The 19,113-nt window shown below is 71.1% G+C and carries 15 protein-coding genes; 10 read left to right on the forward strand and 5 right to left on the reverse strand.

The genetic code is table 11. The features are described from left to right. The first annotated feature begins 131 nt into the window (after positions 1-131). From argC to AC068B_RS30540, 5 genes are read left to right on the forward strand one after another with little or no spacing between them, the layout of a single operon-like run. Entirely contained in the window at positions 132-1,172 is a 1,041-nt protein-coding gene (argC, locus tag AC068B_RS30520; RefSeq protein WP_478674808.1) for an N-acetyl-gamma-glutamyl-phosphate reductase, read from the forward strand. Beyond that, positions 1,169-2,320 carry a bifunctional glutamate N-acetyltransferase/amino-acid acetyltransferase ArgJ gene (argJ, locus tag AC068B_RS30525; protein WP_478674809.1) on the forward strand — a complete coding sequence of 384 codons (1,152 nt, stop codon included), beginning with the start codon at positions 1,169-1,171 and terminating at the stop codon, positions 2,318-2,320. Before argC ends, argJ begins: the two co-directional genes overlap by 4 nt. Further along, positions 2,317-3,234, forward strand: a complete 918-nt coding sequence (gene argB, locus AC068B_RS30530; RefSeq protein WP_478674810.1) for an acetylglutamate kinase — start codon at positions 2,317-2,319, stop codon at positions 3,232-3,234. Before argJ ends, argB begins: the two co-directional genes overlap by 4 nt. Then, positions 3,231-4,436 (forward strand): acetylornithine transaminase, encoded by a 1,206-nt coding sequence (locus tag AC068B_RS30535; protein WP_478674811.1) that lies wholly within the window; start codon positions 3,231-3,233, stop codon positions 4,434-4,436. Before argB ends, AC068B_RS30535 begins: the two co-directional genes overlap by 4 nt. Positions 4,437-4,443: 7 nt before the next feature. Next, positions 4,444-4,989 (forward strand): arginine repressor, encoded by a 546-nt coding sequence (locus AC068B_RS30540; RefSeq protein ID WP_478674812.1) that lies wholly within the window; start codon positions 4,444-4,446, stop codon positions 4,987-4,989. Positions 4,990-5,043: 54 nt separating this feature from the next. Here the strand turns inward: AC068B_RS30540 and AC068B_RS30545 are convergent, their stop codons facing one another. The 5 genes from AC068B_RS30545 to AC068B_RS30565 all read right to left on the reverse strand — a co-directional run bounded on the left by AC068B_RS30545 (position 5,044) and on the right by AC068B_RS30565 (position 12,910). Next, positions 5,044-10,095, reverse strand: a complete 5,052-nt coding sequence (locus AC068B_RS30545) for an HD domain-containing protein (RefSeq protein ID WP_478674813.1) — start codon at positions 10,093-10,095, stop codon at positions 5,044-5,046. 138 nt (positions 10,096-10,233) lie between these two features. After that, positions 10,234-11,208: a bile acid:sodium symporter family protein gene (locus tag AC068B_RS30550; protein WP_478674814.1), complete on the reverse strand. Its 975-nt coding sequence runs from the start codon at positions 11,206-11,208 to the stop codon at positions 10,234-10,236. 86 nt (positions 11,209-11,294) lie between these two features. Beyond that, a complete protein-coding gene (locus AC068B_RS30555; RefSeq protein ID WP_478674815.1) occupies positions 11,295-11,909 on the reverse strand; it encodes a hypothetical protein in 615 nt (204 codons plus the stop codon). Beyond that, on the reverse strand, positions 11,906-12,310 hold the full coding sequence (locus AC068B_RS30560; RefSeq protein ID WP_478674816.1) for a hypothetical protein: 405 nt from the start codon (positions 12,308-12,310) through the stop codon (positions 11,906-11,908). The genes AC068B_RS30555 and AC068B_RS30560 overlap by 4 nt, the downstream gene beginning before the upstream one ends. Positions 12,311-12,328: 18 nt before the next feature. Beyond that, positions 12,329-12,910: a pyridoxamine 5'-phosphate oxidase family protein gene (locus AC068B_RS30565; RefSeq protein WP_478674817.1), complete on the reverse strand. Its 582-nt coding sequence runs from the start codon at positions 12,908-12,910 to the stop codon at positions 12,329-12,331. Between the two features lie 156 nt (positions 12,911-13,066). Here AC068B_RS30565 and AC068B_RS30570 point away from each other — a divergent pair, with 156 nt between their 5' ends. The 5 genes from AC068B_RS30570 to AC068B_RS30590 all read left to right on the forward strand — a co-directional run bounded on the left by AC068B_RS30570 (position 13,067) and on the right by AC068B_RS30590 (position 19,004). Beyond that, entirely contained in the window at positions 13,067-14,263 is a 1,197-nt protein-coding gene (locus tag AC068B_RS30570; protein ID WP_478674818.1) for an argininosuccinate synthase, read from the forward strand. A 56-nt stretch (positions 14,264-14,319) separates the two neighbouring features. Next, positions 14,320-15,750 (forward strand): argininosuccinate lyase, encoded by a 1,431-nt coding sequence (gene argH / locus AC068B_RS30575; RefSeq protein WP_478674819.1) that lies wholly within the window; start codon positions 14,320-14,322, stop codon positions 15,748-15,750. A 103-nt stretch (positions 15,751-15,853) separates the two neighbouring features. After that, positions 15,854-16,828, forward strand: a complete 975-nt coding sequence (locus AC068B_RS30580; protein ID WP_478674820.1) for an aldo/keto reductase — start codon at positions 15,854-15,856, stop codon at positions 16,826-16,828. A gap of 86 nt (positions 16,829-16,914) precedes the next feature. After that, entirely contained in the window at positions 16,915-17,466 is a 552-nt protein-coding gene (locus tag AC068B_RS30585) for a TetR/AcrR family transcriptional regulator (protein ID WP_478674821.1), read from the forward strand. Further along, complete coding sequence (locus tag AC068B_RS30590) at positions 17,463-19,004, forward strand: MFS transporter (RefSeq protein WP_478674822.1); 1,542 nt, start codon at positions 17,463-17,465, stop codon at positions 19,002-19,004. Before AC068B_RS30585 ends, AC068B_RS30590 begins: the two co-directional genes overlap by 4 nt. Positions 19,005-19,113: the final 109 nt, after the last annotated feature.

A 19,113-nucleotide genomic window follows, 5' to 3' on the forward strand; every position in this document is an offset into this window, starting at 1 on the left:
TCCGGTTCCGTTCCCGACAAGGACGCCCGGCGGAACGGGAACGGTTCTCCGGCCCCCCACCCCCGGAACCCATCGCGATTGCATAAAACTGCGGCGAAACGTATAGTCATGCCATCCAAGAGGAGGGTTCCATGAGGGTACGCGCAGCAGTGGCAGGGGCGAGTGGGTACGCGGGTGGCGAGCTGCTGCGTCTGCTGCTCGGTCACCCCGAGGTCGAGATCGGCGCCCTCACCGGCAACGCGAACGCGGGCCAGCGCCTGGGCGCGCTGCAGCCGCATCTGTTTCCGCTCGCCGACCGGATCCTGGAGCCGACCACGCCGGAGGTCCTCGCGGGGCAGGACCGCCCGCACGACGTCGTCTTCCTCGCCCTGCCCCACGGCCAGTCCGCCGCCGTCGCCGAGCAACTCGGCCCGGACGTCCTCGTCGTCGACATGGGCGCGGACTTCCGGCTGCGGGACGCGGGGGACTGGGAGAAGTTCTACGGCAGCCCGCACGCCGGTACGTGGCCCTACGGCCTCCCCGAACTGCCCGGTGCCCGCATCGCGCTGGCGGGGTCCAAGCGCATCGCGGTGCCCGGTTGCTACCCCACCGCGGTCTCCCTCGCCCTCTTCCCGGCGTACACGGCGGACCTCGTCGAGCCCGAAGCGGTGATCGTCGCGGCGTCCGGCACCTCCGGCGCGGGCAAGGCGGCCAAGCCGCACCTCCTCGGCTCCGAGGTCATGGGGAACATGTCCCCGTACGGGGTCGGCGGAGCCCACCGCCACACGCCCGAGATGATCCAGAACCTCAGCGCCGCCGCGGGCGCCCCCGTCACCGTCTCCTTCACCCCGACGCTGGCCCCGATGCCCCGCGGCATCCTCGCCACCTGCAGCGCGAAGGCCAAGGCGGGCGTCACGGCCGAGTCCGTGCGGGCCGCGTACGCGAAGGCGTTCGCCGACGAGCCGTTCGTGCGGCTGCTCCCCGAGGGGCAGTGGCCCGCCACCGCCTCCGTGTACGGCTCGAACGCCGTGCAGATCCAGGTCGCGTACGACGAGACGGCCGGGCGCGTGATCGTCATCAGCGCCATCGACAACCTGACCAAGGGCACCGCGGGCGGCGTCCTGCAGAGCATGAACATCGCCCTCGGCCTCGACGAGGCCACCGGGCTCACTACGATCGGAGTCGCGCCGTGAGTGTGACGGCAGCCAAGGGATTCACGGCGGCGGGCATCGCCGCCGGCATCAAGGAGAACGGCAACCCGGACCTGGCCCTCGTAGTCAACACCGGGCCCCGCCTCGCCGCCGCGGGCGTCTTCACCTCCAACCGCGTCAAGGCCGCCCCCGTCCTCTGGTCGGAGCAGGTCCTCAAGGGCGGCCTGGTCTCCGCGGTCGTCCTCAACTCCGGTGGCGCCAACGCCTGTACGGGACCCCAGGGCTTCCAGGACACGCACGCCACCGCCGAGAAGGTGGCCGACGTGCTCTCCGTGAACGCGGGCGAGGTCGCCGTCGCGTCGACGGGACTCATCGGCGTAACCCTCCCCATGGACAAGCTCCTGCCGGGCGTCGACAAGGCCGCCGGTGAACTCTCCGCGCACGGCGGCGAGAAGGCCGCCATCGCCATCAAGACCACCGACAGCGTGCACAAGACGTCCGTGGTCACCAAGGACGGCTGGACCGTCGGCGGCATGGCCAAGGGCGCGGGCATGCTCGCCCCCGGCCTCGCCACGATGCTCGTCGTGCTGACCACCGACGCCGACCTGCCGTCCGACGTCCTGGACCGGGCGCTGCGGGACGCCACCCGGCTCACCTTCGACCGCGTCGACTCCGACGGCTGCATGTCGACCAACGACACCGTGCTGCTGCTGGCCTCCGGAGCCGCCGAAGTCGCCCCGGAGTACGCCGAGTTCGCCGAGGCCGTCCGCGAGGTCTGCGCCGATCTGGGGCGGCAGCTCATCGGCGACGCCGAGGGCGCGAGCAAGGACATCAAGGTCGACGTGGTCAACGCCGCGAGCGAGGCCGACGCCGTCGAGGTGGGCCGCTCCATCGCCCGCAACAACCTCCTCAAGTGCGCCCTGCACGGCGAGGACCCCAACTGGGGCCGGGTGCTCTCCGCGATCGGCACGACCTCCGCCGCCTTCGACCCGAACCTCCTGAACGTCGCCATCAACGGCGTCTGGGTCTGCAAGAACGGCAGCGTGGGCGAGGACCGCGAGCTCGTCGACATGCGCTACCGGGAGGTCGTCATCACCGCCGACCTGGCCGCGGGCGCCGAGTCCGCGACGATCTGGACCAACGACCTCACCGCCGACTACGTCCACGAGAACAGCGCGTACAGCTCATGAGCACTCCCACCGCGCGCAAGCACACCGCGCTGCCCAAGGCCCAGACCCTCATCGAGGCGCTGCCCTGGCTGACCAGGCACCGCGGCAAGACCGTCGTCATCAAGTTCGGCGGCAACGCCATGGTCGACGAGGAGCTGAAGGCCGCGTTCGCCCAGGACGTCGTCTTCCTGCACCACGCGGGTCTCAAGCCCGTCGTCGTGCACGGCGGCGGACCGCAGATCAGCAAGGCCCTCGACCGGCACGGCATCGTCAGCGAGTTCAAGGCGGGCCTGCGCGTCACCACCGAGGAGGCCATGGACGTCGTACGCATGGTGCTCGCAGGACAGGTGCAGCGCGAGCTCGTCGGCCTGCTGAACCAGCACGGCCCGCTCGCCGTCGGCCTCACCGGCGAGGACGCGCACACCATCACCGCCACCAAGCACCAGCCCCGCATCGAGGGCGAGCTGGTCGACATCGGCCGGGTCGGCGAGATCACCGAGATCGACACCGGCGCCATCGAGGCCCTGCTCGCGGACGGCCGCATCCCGGTCGTCTCCTCGATCGCCCGCTCCCAGGACCCTGAAGAAGGGGGCCATGTCTACAACGTCAATGCTGATACGGCGGCTGCGGCACTCGCTGCGGCGCTTGATGCCGAAACCCTGATGGTTCTCACCGACGTCGAGGGTCTCTACGAGGACTGGCCGAACAGCGACGAGGTCATCAGCCGCCTCACCGCCACCGAGCTGGAGAAGCTCCTGCCCGAGCTGGCCAGCGGCATGGTCCCGAAGATGGAGGGCTGTCTGCACGCCGTGCGCAACGGCGTCGAGACGGCCCGCGTGATCGACGGACGCGTCCAGCACTCGATCCTGCTGGAGATCTTCACCGACGAAGGAATCGGCACGATGGTCGTGCCCGACGGACAGGGGGAGTCATGAGCAACCAGGAGCTGACCGCGCGCTGGCGGGACGCACTCATGGACAACTACGGCACGCCGAGGCTGCCCCTGGTGCGCGGCGCGGGCACCAAGCTGTGGGACGCCGACGGCAAGGAGTACCTCGACTTCGTCGGCGGCATCGCGGTCAACGCGCTCGGCCACGCCCATCCGGCGGTCGTCGAGGCCGTGAGTACGCAGATCGGTGCCCTCGGCCACGTGTCGAACCTCTTCGTCGCCGAGCCGCCCGTCGCGCTCGCCGAGAAGTTGCTGCAGCTCTTCGGCCGCGAGGGCCGGGTGTACTTCTGCAACTCCGGCGCCGAGGCCAACGAGGGCGCGTTCAAGCTCGGTCGGCTGACCGGCCGTACGCACATGGTCGCCACCGAGGGCGGCTTCCACGGCCGGACCATGGGCGCGCTCGCCCTCACCGGCCAGCCCGGCAAGCAGGAGCCGTTCCTGCCACTGCCCGGCGACGTCACACACGTCCCCTACGGCGACGTGGAGGCCCTGCGCGCGGCCGTCACCACCGAGACCGCCCTCGTCATCATCGAGCCGACCCAGGGCGAGAACGGCGTCGTCGTGCCGCCCGCGGGCTACCTCAAGGCGGCCCGGGAGATCACCGCGGCCACCGGGACGCTCCTCGTCCTGGACGAGGTGCAGACCGGAATCGGCCGCACCGGACACTGGTTCGAGTACCTGGCGCAGGACGGCGTACAGCCCGACATCGTCACGCTCGCGAAGGGTCTGGGCGGCGGACTCCCGCTCGGCGCGACCGTCGCGTTCGGCGCCGCAGCCGACCTCTTCAAGCCCGGTCACCACGGCACGACGTTTGGCGGGAACCCCGTCGCGTGCGCCGCGGGCCGCGCCGTGATCGACACCATCGAGGCCGAGGGGCTCCTCGACAACACCAAGCGGGCGGGCGAGAAGCTCCGCGACGGAATCGAGTCACTGGGACACCCGCTCGTACGGCATGTAAGGGGCTCGGGGCTCCTGCTGGGTATCGTGCTCACCGAGCCGCTCGCGCCGCGGGCGCAGCAGGTGGCCCAGGACGCCGGCTTCCTCGTGAACGCGCCCGCCCCCGATGTCGTACGGCTGATGCCGCCGCTGAACGTGCGCGACGACGAGGTGGACGCGTTCCTCGGGGCCCTGCCCGGCATCCTGAACAAGGCTCTTGAAGCCGACGGGGACGAACGATCCGGAGAATGAGACGACGATGAGCCAGGCGCAAGGCAACGAGCACGCCGACCACGCGGGTCCCGCCGTGCCACAGACCCGCACCGCACGTCACCGCCGGATCGTGGACATCCTCAACCGGCAGCCGGTGCGCTCCCAGAGCCAGCTGGCGAAGCTGCTCGCCGACGACGGCCTGACGGTCACTCAGGCGACGCTCTCCCGGGACCTGGACGAGCTGAACGCGGTGAAGATCCGCAACACCGAGGGCGACCTCATCTACGCGGTGCCGAGCGAGGGCGGTTTCCGCACCCCGCGCGCGCCGCTCGGCGAGTCGGCCAAGGAGGAGCGGATGCGGCGGCTCTCCGCGGAACTCCTGATCTCCGCGGAGGCCTCGGCCAACCTCGTGGTCCTGCGCACGCCCCCGGGCGCGGCCCAGTTCCTGGCCTCCGCGATCGACCAGGCCGAACTCCACGACATCCTCGGCACGATCGCGGGCGACGACACGCTGATGCTGATCAGCAGGGAGCCGACGGGGGGTCAGGCGCTGGCGGACCATCTGCTGCGGCTGGCTTCGAACGAGCACTGAATCCGGCCCCTGGACCTTGGGCGCCGTTGATCACCGGCTCCGCCGAATTCGTCCTCAAACGCCGGACGAGCTGATCTCTCCCGTCAGGTCCAGGCCGAAGAGGACCGCGTACAGGCGTAGCCGGTCCCTGACCCATTCCTCACTCTCGTCCACGGCCCGTGCGGCGAAGAGGACCTGGGACGCCGTCACGGGTCCACGCAGCGTCGGCAGCATTCCGTCCCCGTGGACCGAGAGCAGGATCAGGTCCTGCCAGAGCGGGACCACGTCGGGTATGTCGTCCAAGGCTGGTGCCGGCCCCGGCGGCAGATCAGGAGCAGGCTCCAGCGGGAGGTAGGGGACGATCCGCTGCCAGGTACGGCGGATCGGCTCACCCAGCCGTCCCGCGAGGCTGACCAGATCCAGTGGGCCGAGCGGTGCCCCCGGAGCCGAGACGCGGTGTTCGTCTCCGAGGGCGACGGCGTCCCAGGCGTCGGGCTGCTCCGCCGGCAGCGCCTCGACCTCGGCGGGGCTCAGCTCCGGGACGAGGGCACCCAACTCCCTCAGAGGCGCCAGCTTCCGGTACGCGGTACGGGCGCCGATCCGCTGTTCGCGCGCGTAGGCCGTGAGCCGTTCCGCGGTGAGGCCGGCCCACTGGGGGGACTCGAGCCACTCGTCGTACTCCTCGTCGTCACCCCAGTCGATCAGCGCACGGGTCTCCTCCCGGCCCGGACGGAAGCCCGCCAGGGCCGCGGGCAGGGAGGGCACGCCCAGGCCCACCCGCGCCGCCTCCCGCCGGGCCGTCTTCCACATGGTGCCCAGCGGGGTCTTCAGATTGGCGCTCGCCACGAACAGGACGTTCGCGGTTGGCAGGACTGGATAGTCGGCTCCGGCGAACGAGGGGTCCTGGCCCGAGAAGGCGTAGCGGCTGGGGACCGCCAGCTCCTCCCAGGCCCTCAACAGGTCGCCCGCCGCGGGGACGTCGACGCCTGCCTCCCGCAGCTCCTCGGCCACGCAGGCCATGTCGTCCCAGCTCATGTCCTGCAGCCGGGCGAACGCCAGGTCGCGGAGGGTGAGCCCGTCCTCGAGGCGCAGCCCCGCCGCCTGGGCCACTCCCACCACACGAGCCGTTTCCGGGCCGGGCATGACGCGGCTTGCCGCGGCCTTCCGCCGGTAGCGCCGGGTGTGGGCCAGACCGAGGTGGCCCGCCCAGCGGGCGAGCGTCTTCTCCGCCTTGCGCAGAGTGCACTCCCACTCCGCAGCGAGGGCGAACGTGGCCCCCCACAGCAGGGCCAGGCCCCCGGAGGCCTGGGGCACGCAGAAGTCGCGCAGCACCACACGAACATCCCACGGCACAGTGCCCCAGCGCTCCACGGACTCAACGTCAGGAACGGTCCAGCCGAGCCAGGCGAAGGCGGAAAGGCGCTCCCGCACCTCCTCTGGTGCGATCCCCAGAATCTCTGCCACGTCGTGGATGTCCCAGGGCCACTGCACGCGGCGCCAGCCCCGGGCTCCGTCGTTGACGTAGAGGAGTGCGAGCTCGGACTCCTCGCACACATGCTCCCGGTGGTGATCGGGTGCCGTCGGTGGCGGGGTGGTCAGGAAGGGCCCGAACCGGGCGCAGCGCTCGGCCAGTTCACCGAGTGCCAGACGTCCCACCACCGAGGCGCGGACCAGGCCGCCGAGGTCGTCCGGAGCGTGCAGGTAGTCGTTCTCGTTCTTGTGCGTATAGGACCCCCTAACGTGGGGACGGCTGAGGAGTTCCTCGACGATCAGTGCGTCGTACGCGCCCGGTATCCAGTCCAGGTCGCCCTCTCCCGCTCGGGGCGGCTTCAGCGCGGGATGGGAGATACGCAGGGCGCGTGCGGCACGGATGACCGCCTGGACGGTCGTCTGCTGGCCATGGGCGACCGCGACGGCCGAACGCCAGTCGCGAGGCGGCACGTTTCCGCCCGGGTAGCGGCTGCCCCAGGACCGTGGCCTGCCCCGCGCGACCTCCGCCCAGCCGGGTTCGGGCACGGGGTGGCCGCTCGCCGACGCGGGAGGCGCTTCCTGGACTGCCGGGCGGCCGTGGCCCAGCGCCGCGGCACGCCAGGGGCGTGTCAGGGACTCCGCCGAGTCCGTCCTGTGGAGCCGCTCGGCCGTCCGCCGGTCGAACTGCTCGTCGTGGTGGAACCAGCCGACGACGTCCAGGTCCAGCTCCGGGTGCCACGTCTTCGCCCGCGCCCGCACACCCTTGCCGCGCCACGCCTCCCAGATGGTGCGCGCCGCGGGCAGGTTGCGCCGCTCCAGCTCCCACAGCCAGCCCATGCTCAGCTCCGGCCAGGTGGCCAGCACGGGCGCGCCACTGGCCCACTGTTCCGCTTCCCATGCCTCGTCGTACCACTCGAGCTTCTTGCGGTTGAGGCTGAGTGTCCCCGCGTGCACACCGGTCAGATTCAGTACGTAACCGAAGGGCTCCTGGTCCGTCCCGATGCCGTCGCACAGGACAGCGCCCTTGCCTTCGAGCCACCACAGCACACCGGGCACGGCCTCCACCGCTCCGGGAGTGAGGTTGTTTTCCGGCCCGCTCTGGAGCTCGCCGGGATGCCACTGGTGCTGCCTCCCCGATGCGTCCCGCACCTCCAGCGCGAACTCGCTCACCAGGACGAGACGGCAGAGCGTGGAGACCGGCGAGAGCCCGGAGCGCGAGACCGTGTCGCGCAGATACAGACGTATCCGCGTGCCGCCTTCCAGTAGGCCGTCTCCCGCGGCGTCGTCGAGTTCCTGGATTCGGAACAGGCTCCCGCTGCCGGGGATGTCGACGCGCAGCGCCTTCTTCGCGGGTATGCCGTCGACGCCGACCGGCCGGGTGACGACGGTCATCTCGTCGGCGAGCATGAAGTAGCTGAACACGCCGATGCCGAAACGGCTATTGGGGTACAGGCGCAGCGACGGGTCCTGACGGTGCCAGTTCGCCTGTTCCTGGCGGAACGCGCGGGACTGCTCGAAGCGGCGCCCCGCCTTGGTGAAGGTGTTCTTGAGCTGGTCGAGGCCCATCCCCACGCCGTTGTCCCGGCACTCGATGTAGCGCCCGCGGTCGTCCTCCCCCTCGACGAACGTGATCTGCCCGGCCCAGGGGGCCGGCGCACCGCCCTTGGACACGAGGTAACGGCGCCGCATCGCGCGGTATCGGCACGCGTCCATCGCGTTCTGGTACAACTCGCGCAGCGCCAGGTCCGGTTCGCCGTCGTAGATGCGCTCGCCCATGAACAAGTCGCGGACCTCAGTCTGCGCCAGCTGGAAGCGCAGCAGGGGTACGTCGTAGGCCCGGCGGCCCCGGTCTTCGGCAGGGCGCAGCGCCCCGTCGGTCACGCGCGCGGGCACCCCGGCCAGCAGCGCCGCGCGGGGCCCTGGTAGCCGGCGCGCCGCGTCCCGCAGCGAGCAGGCGAGCTCGTCGGCCTGCTCCGCAACGCCTGCGAGCGCCGCGTGGACAGCGGGGTGGGGGCATGCCGCGTCCAGGCGCAATTCGTCGTCCACAGGATGCCAGTCCGCGTCGCGTACCGCGTTGACGGCGTCCTGGGGGAGGACTGGATCGGAGACGGCGAGGTGTTCGGCGAGCACATCGGGAAGCGTGCGCACATCCAAGGCCAGAACCGATGCCAGGTGCAACAGGGCGGCCGACTCGGCTGTCCGCAGCGCCTGGCGTCCGCCGCCGGGCACCGGGAAGGCGACCTCCGGCAGTGCACCGGATACCGGGGCCGGAGCGCCCAGCGCGATGGCGGAGGCGAGGCGGGAGAACTCCGCCGACAATTGGGACGCCCGGTTCCCACGGGTGGCCGGACTGCCCAGCAGCGCGGCTGCCAGGGTTCCGGACTCCACCTGTGGGACGGGTTCCTCATCGGTTTCGAAGCGTTCGGTGATCCACCGGTGCACCAGCCACAGGGCGACTCCGTGGGCGTCCTCCAAGCGCCCGTTCAGCAAACACTCGGAGAGCTTCTCCCTGATGTGCGGGTGGTGGTCGGCCACCTGCTCGTAGTGCCTGCGCCACGCGTCGCCGTCCTCCTGGGGCCAGGCGGTGTACGCGGAGATGTCACGCGCGTGGCTGAGCCGTCGCGCCCAGGCCGCTTCGTGCAGGAACGGGGCGGCGACGAGGGCGGCGGCCTCGACGGCGGAGAGCGTCACCGTCTTGGGTATCAGGCACGGCAACCGGTCGCGCAGTATCCGCACCGGGAAGTCGTCGTCGGCCCATGGGTCGGGCATGCGCTTCTGCGCGAGATGGACCACCGTGGCGCACTCTTCGACGAGCGCTGTGAGGCACTCCCGGAAGTGGGGCACACAGAAGGCCTCCGAGTCGGCCACTCGCTCCCACAGTGCCGTGTCCCATGCGGCCTTGCGCCAGGCCTCCAGAAGCCTGCGTCCCTCGCAGACCTCCGTGGAGCGGGCCTCTGCCTCCAGCTCGGCGCCGTACCGGATCTGCGGCTCCTGCTCCTCGCCCAGCTGCCGGCGGGCCGCTCGCAGGGTGTGCCGCCGCGCCGTCTCGTACACCTCCTGCACGGTCCGGGCCTCGGTCAGCGGCCGGAAGGCTTCCGCGAGTCCCTGGGTGAAGAAGCTGCCCTCGGCGGTGAAGCCCGAGCGCTGCCCGGCGGCACAGGCCGTCATCAGCGCGAACCTGCCGGACGGTTGTCCTTTGACGATGCTGCTGCCGAACACGCCCGCGCCGCCGGACGGCTCATCCCGGCAGGCGTCGATCAGCCACAGGACGGTGCCCGCCCCGCAATCCGTCAGGTAGGGGCTGATGTCGGCGGGGAGCAGGGTGTCGCGGTACGAAGTGCGCCAGTGGCCGTCGTGCGGGGCGCGCGCGTCGGAGGGGACGAGGTAGTCGGTGTCACCGATGCGGACGCCGTGCCCGGAGTAGTGCAACAGCAGTGTGCCATCGGCCGGAACGCTCCGCGCGACCTCGTCGATCGCCGTGGTGATCTCGGCCCGGCTGCCGCCCCGCACTGTCTCCACTCGGTATCCCGCGGCTTTGAGCGAGGCGCTCAGGGCGCGCTGGTCCGCGGCGACAGGTTCTTCCAGTGCGGCGAAATGATGCGCGGCGTCGGGCGTCTCCGCGACTCCGATCAGCAATGCGGTACGTATCTGTGCCATGCCCTCTCCCGGGTGCGAACGCCCATCGTCGCACCCCGGGCCCGCCCGCGAAGTTCGCCGTCCTGAAAGTGACTTGGGCCGGAAAGGGTTACCCGCCCCCCGCCACACGGAGACCGGGCACGGCGCGCTGCCGCCCCCTCAGGAGGCCTTCTCCTGCCGCCGCGCTCGGTGCGACATCCAGGCGGCGACCAGCGCCCCCGACACGTTGTGCCACACGGAGAAGACAGCGGCGGGCAGTGCGGCCAAAGGGCTGAAGTGGGCGGTGGCCAGCGACGCCGCGAGGCCCGAGTTCTGCATACCCACCTCGAAGGCCATCGCCCGCGAGGCGGGCGGGCCGAGCCGGGCCAGCTTGCCCGCGCCGTAGCCGAGCGCGAGGCCGAGCCCGTTGTGCAGGAGCACCGCGAGGAACACCAGTGCGGCAGCGGACTTGATGGCCGCGGCACTTCCCGAGACGACGATCGCCACGATGGCGGCGATGGTCAGCGCCGACAGCCACGGCAGCGCGCCGAGGACGCGGTCGACGTACCGCCCGAAGAGCAGCCGCACGACGAGGCCCGCGAGCACCGGCAGCAGCACGGTCTTCAGGATGTCGGTCACCATTGATCCCGCGTCGACGGGCAGGTACTCGCCCGCGAGCAGCAGCGTCAGCGGGGGTGTGATCAGCGGCGCGAGGACGGTCGAGACGGTGGCCACCGACACGGAGAGCGCCACGTCGCCGCGGGCCAGATAGGTCACGACGTTGGACGCGGTGCCGCTCGGTGCGCAGCCCACCAGGATCACACCGGCCGCCAGCTGCGGCGAGAGACCCAATGCGTGGGCGATCAGCCAACCGAGCCCCGGCATGATGACGTAGTGCGCCACGAGTCCGAGCGCGACCGCCCAGGGCCGCCTGACCACGCCCTGGAAGTCGAGCGGGGTCATCGTGAGCCCCATGCAGAACATCACGAGGCCGAGGAGGTACGGGACGTCGGTTCCCCAGCCCTCGAAGGCGCCCGGAGCGGCAAGGCCGAGAGCGCCGGCGGCCAGGACGAGGACGGGAAAGACCGTGACGGCGAGCCGGGCCGCCTTGTCGGCGCCCTGCGCCCGTGCGGGGGTCGTCTGTTGGGTCTGCACCCGGTGATGCAACGCCGCCGTGGCGCACGGCCGCAACCGCGTCTCGATATGTGGTCGCTACATGTAGACGGCGGCGGACGCCGGCGTCAGCCCGACGCGCCGCAGGTGGCGACCGGGGTGACCGAATCCACCGTGCGGGCGGGCAGGGTGACACGCCGGGGCCCGTCCCCGTCGTCCACCCGGACCACGAGCCCGCCGCGGCCCGCGCGGATGAACTCCCCGCACACTTCTCCCGTCGTCGTGCCGATCCTGACCACGTGGTCCTCGGCGGAAGCGGTGGTCGTCCAGGCGATACCGATGGCCGCTGCTGCGAGGAGGACTCCGCCCAGGCAGCACAGTGAAGCGTGGCGGAGGGCTCGCGTGACGCGGACGACCTCCTGGCCGGTCCATTCGCGCAAAACCTGACCGGCCTGCAGGATCCGGTCGCCGGGCCGACCGTGCGCGGCTCGTACGGCGAGCACGGAGCCGGTCACGAGCAGCAGGAAGGCCGTGGCGAGCAGCGCGGTCGCCCAGTGCCGGGCGGTGTCGGGAAGGTTGGTGAGGTCGTCGCGGCCCTTGAGGACGACCAGGACCGCGAGCAGCGCGGTGAGCCCCGTGAGCCCGGCCCGCCATCCCTCGGCCTGCCGCCTGAGCTCGGCGAGCTGGGTGAACTCGAGTTCACGGGCGAGCACGGCCCAGCGGCGCTCGGACTGATCGCTCATCCAGCGGTCACCTGGGGCCCGTCGGTGTCCCCGGGCAGCAGCGTGGCGACCCACCAGCTGGCGCCGCATCCTACGAAGGGGGCATCGGCGGGCAGCTGGGGATGCGGGTGCCCGCACTCGCAGAAGTACCGCTCCCGGGTCAGGGCCACGGCGTCGGCGGCGGGCGCCGGCCGCGATGGTCTGCCGCTCAGCCAGTCCCGGAGTCCTTTGGTCCCGGTCCCGGGCAGGCCCCGATGGATTTCGGTGGCTGTTCTGCCGTGGCAGCGCGGGCAGTTGCCTTCGAGTACCACGCCCTTGCCGTCACGCGAGGCGCGCCGGACGAAGGGGGTGACTGCTTCCCCCGTGTCCTGCTCGGCGTACTCGGTCTGGAGGTCATGGGGCGGGGCGGGCGGTTCGGTCATGTGCGGTCGGCCTCCGGCTCAGGTCGTATGGGGAGGCAGCGGGAGGCCGGGCAGCCCGTCGATGCTCTGCGTGATGTGGTCCTTCTTTGTGAAGTATGCGCTGAGCGACGCGTCGTCCTCGCGCGCGAACCGCTTGCCGTGCAGGTCGCGGTCTTCGTCGTACGTCATGAAGGGCACCGCGTATCCGCAGGTGTCGCGGATGAGCTCGGCCGTCACGACGATGACGGCGCGCAGGCCGTGCGGCGTCGGGTCGATGCCGGGGAAGTGGCCGAGCAGCTCGGTGAAGCGCGGATCGTCGCGGAAGACGGGCTCGCCGCGGCCGTGCACCCGCACGATGTTGGGCGGCCCCTCGAAGGCGCACCACATGAGGGTGATGCGGCCGTTCTCCCTCAGGTGGGCGACGGTCTCGGCGTTGCTGCCCGCGAAGTCCAGGTAGGCGACGCGCTGTTCGTCGATGATCGCGAAGGAGCCCTTGAGGCCCTTGGGGGAGAGGTTGATCGTGCCGTCGTCGGCGAGGGGCGCGGTCGCCGTGAAGAACATCGGCTGCGCCTCGATGAAGGTGCGGAGCCTGCCGTCTATGCGTTCATGCGTCTTTCCCATGTCCGGGGATTATTGAACATGGGTCGTTTGGCTGTCTAACGACTTTGCGCGCCTCCCGCAGAGGCGTCGCAGCGGCATCGCGTTGACGAAACATACGGAGCACTGCATACTCATGCATAACAGCGAATGAACGCACAGTACCCAGGGAGGGCCCCCGTGACCGAGCGCGTCGTACTCGCCTACTCGGGCGGTCTGGACACCTCCGTCGCCATCGGCTGGATCGCCGAGGAGACGGGCGCCGAAGTCATCGCCGTCGCGGTCGACGTCGGCCAGGGCGGCGAAGACCTCGACGTCATCCGCAAGCGCGCGCTCGCCTGCGGTGCCGTGGAGGCCGAGGTCGCCGACGCCAAGGACGAGTTCGCCGAGGAGTACTGCCTCCCCGCGATCAAGGCCAACGCCCTCTACATGGACCGCTATCCGCTGGTCTCCGCCCTCTCGCGGCCCGCGATCGTCAAGCACCTGGTGGCCGCCGCCGAGAAGCACGGCGCCTCGACGGTCGCCCACGGCTGCACCGGCAAGGGCAACGACCAGGTCCGGTTCGAGGCCGGGATCGTCGCCCTCGCCCCGGAACTCAAGTGCATCGCTCCGGTCCGCGACTACGCGATGACCAGGGACAAGGCCATCGCCTTCGGCGAAGAGAAGCAGCTCCCGATCGCCACCACCAAGAAGTCCCCGTACTCCATCGACCAGAACGCCTTCGGACGCGCCGTCGAGACGGGCTTCCTGGAGGACATCTGGAACGCGCCGATCGAGGACATCTACGAGTACACCGCGAACCCCGCCGAGCCGCGCGAGGCCGACGAGGTCGTCATCTCCTTCGAGGCGGGCGTCCCGGTCGCCATCGACGGCAGGCCCGTCACCGTCCTCCAGGCGATCCAGCAGCTCAACGAGCGCGCGGGCGCCCAGGGAATCGGCCGGATCGACATGGTCGAGGACCGCCTCGTGGGCATCAAGTCCCGTGAGGTGTACGAGGCTCCGGGCGCCCTCGCCCTCATCACCGCCCACCAGGAGCTGGAGAACGTCACGGTCGAGCGCGAACTGGCCCGCTACAAGCGCCAGGTCGAGCAGCGCTGGGGCGAGCTGGTCTACGACGGCCTGTGGTTCTCCCCGCTCAAGCGCGCCCTGGACGGCTTCGTCAACGAGGCGAACCAGTACGTCACCGGCGATGTCCGGATGACCCTGCACGGCGGCCGCGCCGTCGTCACGGGCCGCAGGTCCAGCGAATCCCTCTACGATTTCCACCTCGCCACCTACGACTCGGGCGACACGTTCGACCAGTCCAAGGCGCAGGGCTTCATCGAGATCTTCGGTCTTTCCGCGAAGATCGCCGCACGGCGCGGTACACGGGCCTGACCCGACGCGACTCGCGCCACCCGCATGTCCAGCAACAGCCTTGAGGAGCACGTGCAGTGAGCAGCAACAACGGCGGTGACGTCCGGCTCTGGGGCGGACGGTTCGCCGACGGGCCCGCAGAGGCCCTGGCGAAGCTGTCGGCATCGGTCCACTTCGACTGGCGCCTCGCGCCGTACGACATCGCCGGTTCCCGAGCCCACGCACGCGTGCTCCACACGGCGGGCCTGCTCACCGCGGACGAGCTGACCGGCATGCTGGCCGGGCTCGACCGGCTCGCGGCCGACGTTGCCGACGGCTCGTTCGTCGGCACCATCGCCGACGAGGACGTCCACACGGCCCTGGAGCGGGGTCTGCTGGAGCGGGTCGGCCCGGACCTGGGCGGCAAGCTGCGGGCCGGGCGGTCCCGCAACGACCAGGTGGCGACGCTCTTCCGGATGTACCTGCGCGACCACGCACGGATCATCGGCGGCCTGCTCGCCGAGTTCCAGGACGCGCTCGTGGGCCTCGCCGAGGCGCACCCCGATGTCGCCATGCCGGGACGCACCCACCTCCAGCACGCCCAGCCCGTCCTCTTCGCGCACCACGTCCTCGCGCACGTCCAGTCGCTGTCCCGGGACGCGGAGCGGCTGCGCCAGTGGGACACCCGGACGGCCGTGTCGCCGTACGGCTCCGGCGCGCTGGCCGGTTCCTCGCTCGGCCTCGACCCGCAGGCGGTCGCCGCGGAGCTCGGCTTCGAGCACGGTTCTTCGGCCAACTCCATCGACGGGACGGCCTCCCGCGACTTCGTCGCGGAGTTCGCCTTCATCACCGCGATGATCGGCGTGAACCTCTCCCGGATCGCCGAGGAGATCATCATCTGGAACACGAAGGAGTTCTCCTTCGTCACCCTCCACGACGCCTTCTCGACCGGCTCGTCGATCATGCCGCAGAAGAAGAACCCGGACATCGCCGAACTGGCGCGGGGCAAGTCCGGCCGCCTCATCGGCAATCTGACGGGCCTGATGGCCACCCTCAAGGCCCTCCCGCTCGCGTACAACCGCGACCTCCAGGAGGACAAGGAGCCGGTCTTCGACTCCTGCGACCAGCTGGAGATCCTGCTCCCCGCCTTCACCGGCATGATGGCGACGCTCACCGTCCACCGCGAGCGCATGGAGGAGCTGGCCCCGGCCGGTTTCTCGCTCGCCACCGACATCGCCGAGTGGCTGGTCAAGCAGGGCGTGCCGTTCCGGGTGGCGCACGAGGTCGCGGGCGAGTGCGTGAAGGTCGCCGAGGCGGAGGGCAAGGAGCTCGACGACCTCACCGACGACCAGTTCGCCAAGATCTCCGAGCACCTCACCCCCGAGGTGCGCACCGTCCTGAACGTGCCGGGCGCGCTCGCCTCCCGCAACGGCCGCGGCGGCACCGCCCCCTCGGCCGTCGCCGACCAGCTCGCCGACGTCAAGGCGGACCTGTCGGTCCAGCAGGAATGGGCCATCGCCCGAAAGTGACACGCTCGCAAGTGACACGCCCGGAGGTGCCCGACAGCCTCGGGTGACAAAAGGGCATCGCGGGTTACGTTGACGGGGAACCCCCTACAACGAGGAGCCCGCGATGCCCTTCGCCAGGCTGGCCGCAGCCACGACCCCGACCGCGCACATAGGGCTCGGTCTCGCCGCCGTCGGCAGGCCCGGTTACATCACGCTCGGCCGCGACACCGACCTGCCACCGTCCCGCAGTGTCGAGGCCCTGCGCGAACGCACCCTCGAACTCCTCGACGCCGCCTACGCGTCGGGGGTCCGCTACATCGACGTGGCCAGGTCGTACGGCCGCTCCGAGGAATTCCTCGCCGACTGGCTGAACGCCAGGCCCGACATCAGTGACGTCGTCATCGGCAGCAAGTGGGGCTACACCTACACGGCGGCCTGGCGCACCGACGCCGAGGGCCCGCACGAGGTCAAGGACCACAGCCCGGCGGCGTACGCCCGTCAGCGCGCCGAGACCGCCGAGCTGCTCGGCGACCGTCTCGACCTCTACCAGGTGCACTCCGTGACGCCCGAGAGCCCGGCGCTCACCGACAAGGACCTGCACGCCCGCCTCGCCGAGCTCGCGGCCGAGGGCGTCACCGTCGGCCTCTCCGTCAGCGGCCCCGAGCAGGCCGCCGCGATCCGGGCCGCCCTCGCCGTGACCGTCGACGGTGAGCCGCTCTTCCGCACCGTCCAGGCGACGTACAACATCCTGGAGACCTCGGCCGGGCCCGCACTCGCCGAGGCGCACGACGCGGGGCTCACGGTGCTGGTCAAGGAAGGCCTGGCCAACGGCCGCCTCGCCGGTCCTTACGCGCCCACCGCGCTGCGCGAGGTCGCCGAGGAGACGGGCCTGGGCTGCGACGCGGTGGCGCTCGCCGTCCTGCTGGCCGAGCCGTGGGCGGGCGTGGTCCTGTCCGGCGCGGCCACCTCGGTCCAGCTGGTCTCCAACCTGCACGCCGCCGCCGTCGACCTGGACGCCGGGCAGGTGGAGCGGCTCGTGGGGCTCGTGCAGGACCCCGCCGCGTACTGGGAGGGCCGCGCACGGCTGCCCTGGAACTGACGACCGCGGAACAGCGGACGACTGCCGACCACTGCCGACCATAAACGCATGAGACAGGAGTGTCTCATGCGGCTTATGGTTGTCTCATGTCAGTCGATCGAGACCAGGTCCTGCGCAGTGCCGCGGCCCTGCTCACCCGCAAAGCCACCTCCACGATGGACGAGGTCGCCCGTGCCGCGGGCATCAGCAGGGCGACCCTCCACCGCCACTTCGCGGGCCGCGACGCGCTCGTGCGCGCCCTCGAGGAGCTCGGCCTCCAGGAGTGCGAAGGCGCCCTCCTTAGGGCCGGGCTCGACGAGGGCAGCGTGAGCGACGCGCTGCGGCGCCTGGTGAAGGAGATCGAGCCCGCCGCGGGCCTGCTCGCCTTCCTGTACACCGAGAACCAGCTCTTCGAGGGCGACGCGCAGAACGGCGGCTGGTCCCGCATCGACGACCGGCTCGCCGCCCTCTTCCGGCGCGGCCAGGAGAACGGCGAGTTCCGCATCGACCTGACCCCCGTCTGGCTCACCGAGGCGTTCTACGGCCTCATCGGCTCCGGCGCCTGGGCCGTACAGGACGGCCGGGTGGCCGCCAACGACTTCTCGTACATGATCGCCGAGCTGCTGATCGGCGGCGCGCAGCGGAGAGTGGAATCATGACCAGCATCCACAAGGAGGCCGCGGCGCCCGAGGCGGAGCGCAGCCCCGGCCGCTGGCTCGCGCTCGCCGTGCTCGCCCTGGCCGTGCTCCTGGTCGCCGTCGACGCGACCGTGCTCGGCCTGGCCACGCCGTACATCAGCGAGGACCTCCAGCCGTCCGGCACCCAGCTGCTGTGGATCGGCGACGTCTACTCGTTCGTCATCGCGGGCCTGCTCGTCTCCATGGGCAGCCTCGGCGACCGCATCGGCCGCAAGAAGCTGCTGCTCACCGGAGCCGTCGCCTTCGGCGCGGTGTCGGTCCTCAACTCCTACGCCACAAGCCCCGAGCTGATGATCCTGGCCCGCGCCCTGCTCGGTGTCGCGGGCGCGACGCTGATGCCGTCGACGCTGGCCCTCATCCGCAACATCTTCCACGACCCGCGCGAGCGCAGCCTCGCGGTCGGCATCTGGGGCGCTATGGCGTCCGCGGGCGCCGCCGTCGGGCCCGTCGTCGGCGGCTTCCTGCTCGAACACTTCTGGTGGGGCTCGGTCTTCCTGATCAACCTGCCGGTGATGGCCGTGCTCGTACTGGTCGGCATCAAGTTCCTGCCCGAGTCCAAGAACCCGGCGCCGGGCCCCTGGGACCTGATCAGCGTCGTGCTCTCCCTCATCGGCATGATCGCCGTCGTGTACGCCATCAAGGAGGCGGCCGCGCACGGACTGCGCTGGGACGTCGCCGCGTCCGCGGTCGTGGGTGTCTGCGCGCTCGTCTGGTTCGTACGCCGCCAGCTCACCCTCCCCGCGCCCCTCCTGGACATGCGGCTCTTCCGCAACCGCGGGTTCTCCGGGGCGGTCCTCGCCGACCTGCTGACCGTCCTCGGCCTCTCCGGCCTGGTCTTCTTCCTCTCCCAGTTCCTGCAGCTCGTACAGGGCAGACGGCCGTTCGAGGCGGGCCTCGCCGAACTGCCCGCCGCGGTGGGCGCGGTGGGCGCGGGGCTGATCGCGGGCATGGTGGCGCGGCGGTTCTCGGTACGGATCGTCGTGGCGGGCGGGCTGGCGGCGGTGGGACTCTCCCTCGCCGTGCTCACGGCGCTCGACCAGAGCACCGGCTATCCGCTCCTCGGCGCCTCGCTCCTGGTCGTCGGCATCGGCGCGGGCTTCTCGTTCACCGTGACCGCCGACGTCATCCTCTCCAGCGTCCCCAAGGAACAGGCGGGCGCGGCCTCCGCGGTCTCCGAGACGGCGTACGAACTGGGGGCGGCCCTCGGCATCGCCCTGCTCGGCTCCATCGTCACCGGCGTCTACCGCGACTTCACGGCCCCACCCGGCACCCCCGCCGACGTGGCGTCGGCCGCGCACGAATCACTGGGCGGCGCGGTGGAGTCCTCGGCGACCCTCCCGTCCGCCCAGGCGGACGTACTCCTCTCATCCGCCCAATCGGCCTTCGTGGACGGCCTGCGCCTGGCAGCGGGAGTAGGCGCGGCGGTCCTCCTGGCCACGGCAGCGGCGGCCTGGTTCCTCCTGAAGCACCAGAAACTGGAAGACGGCAGCGCCCCGTAAGGGGCGCGGGACCCGAGGAGCAGGGCGGCGGTGGCTTTCAGGGGCGCGGGGAACTGCGCGACAAGCCACAGCGCACCCGCAGACGAATGCCCGGCACCCCGCGGCTCGG

The sequence above is a fragment of the Streptomyces sp. NPDC042371 genome, from assembly GCF_056437465.1.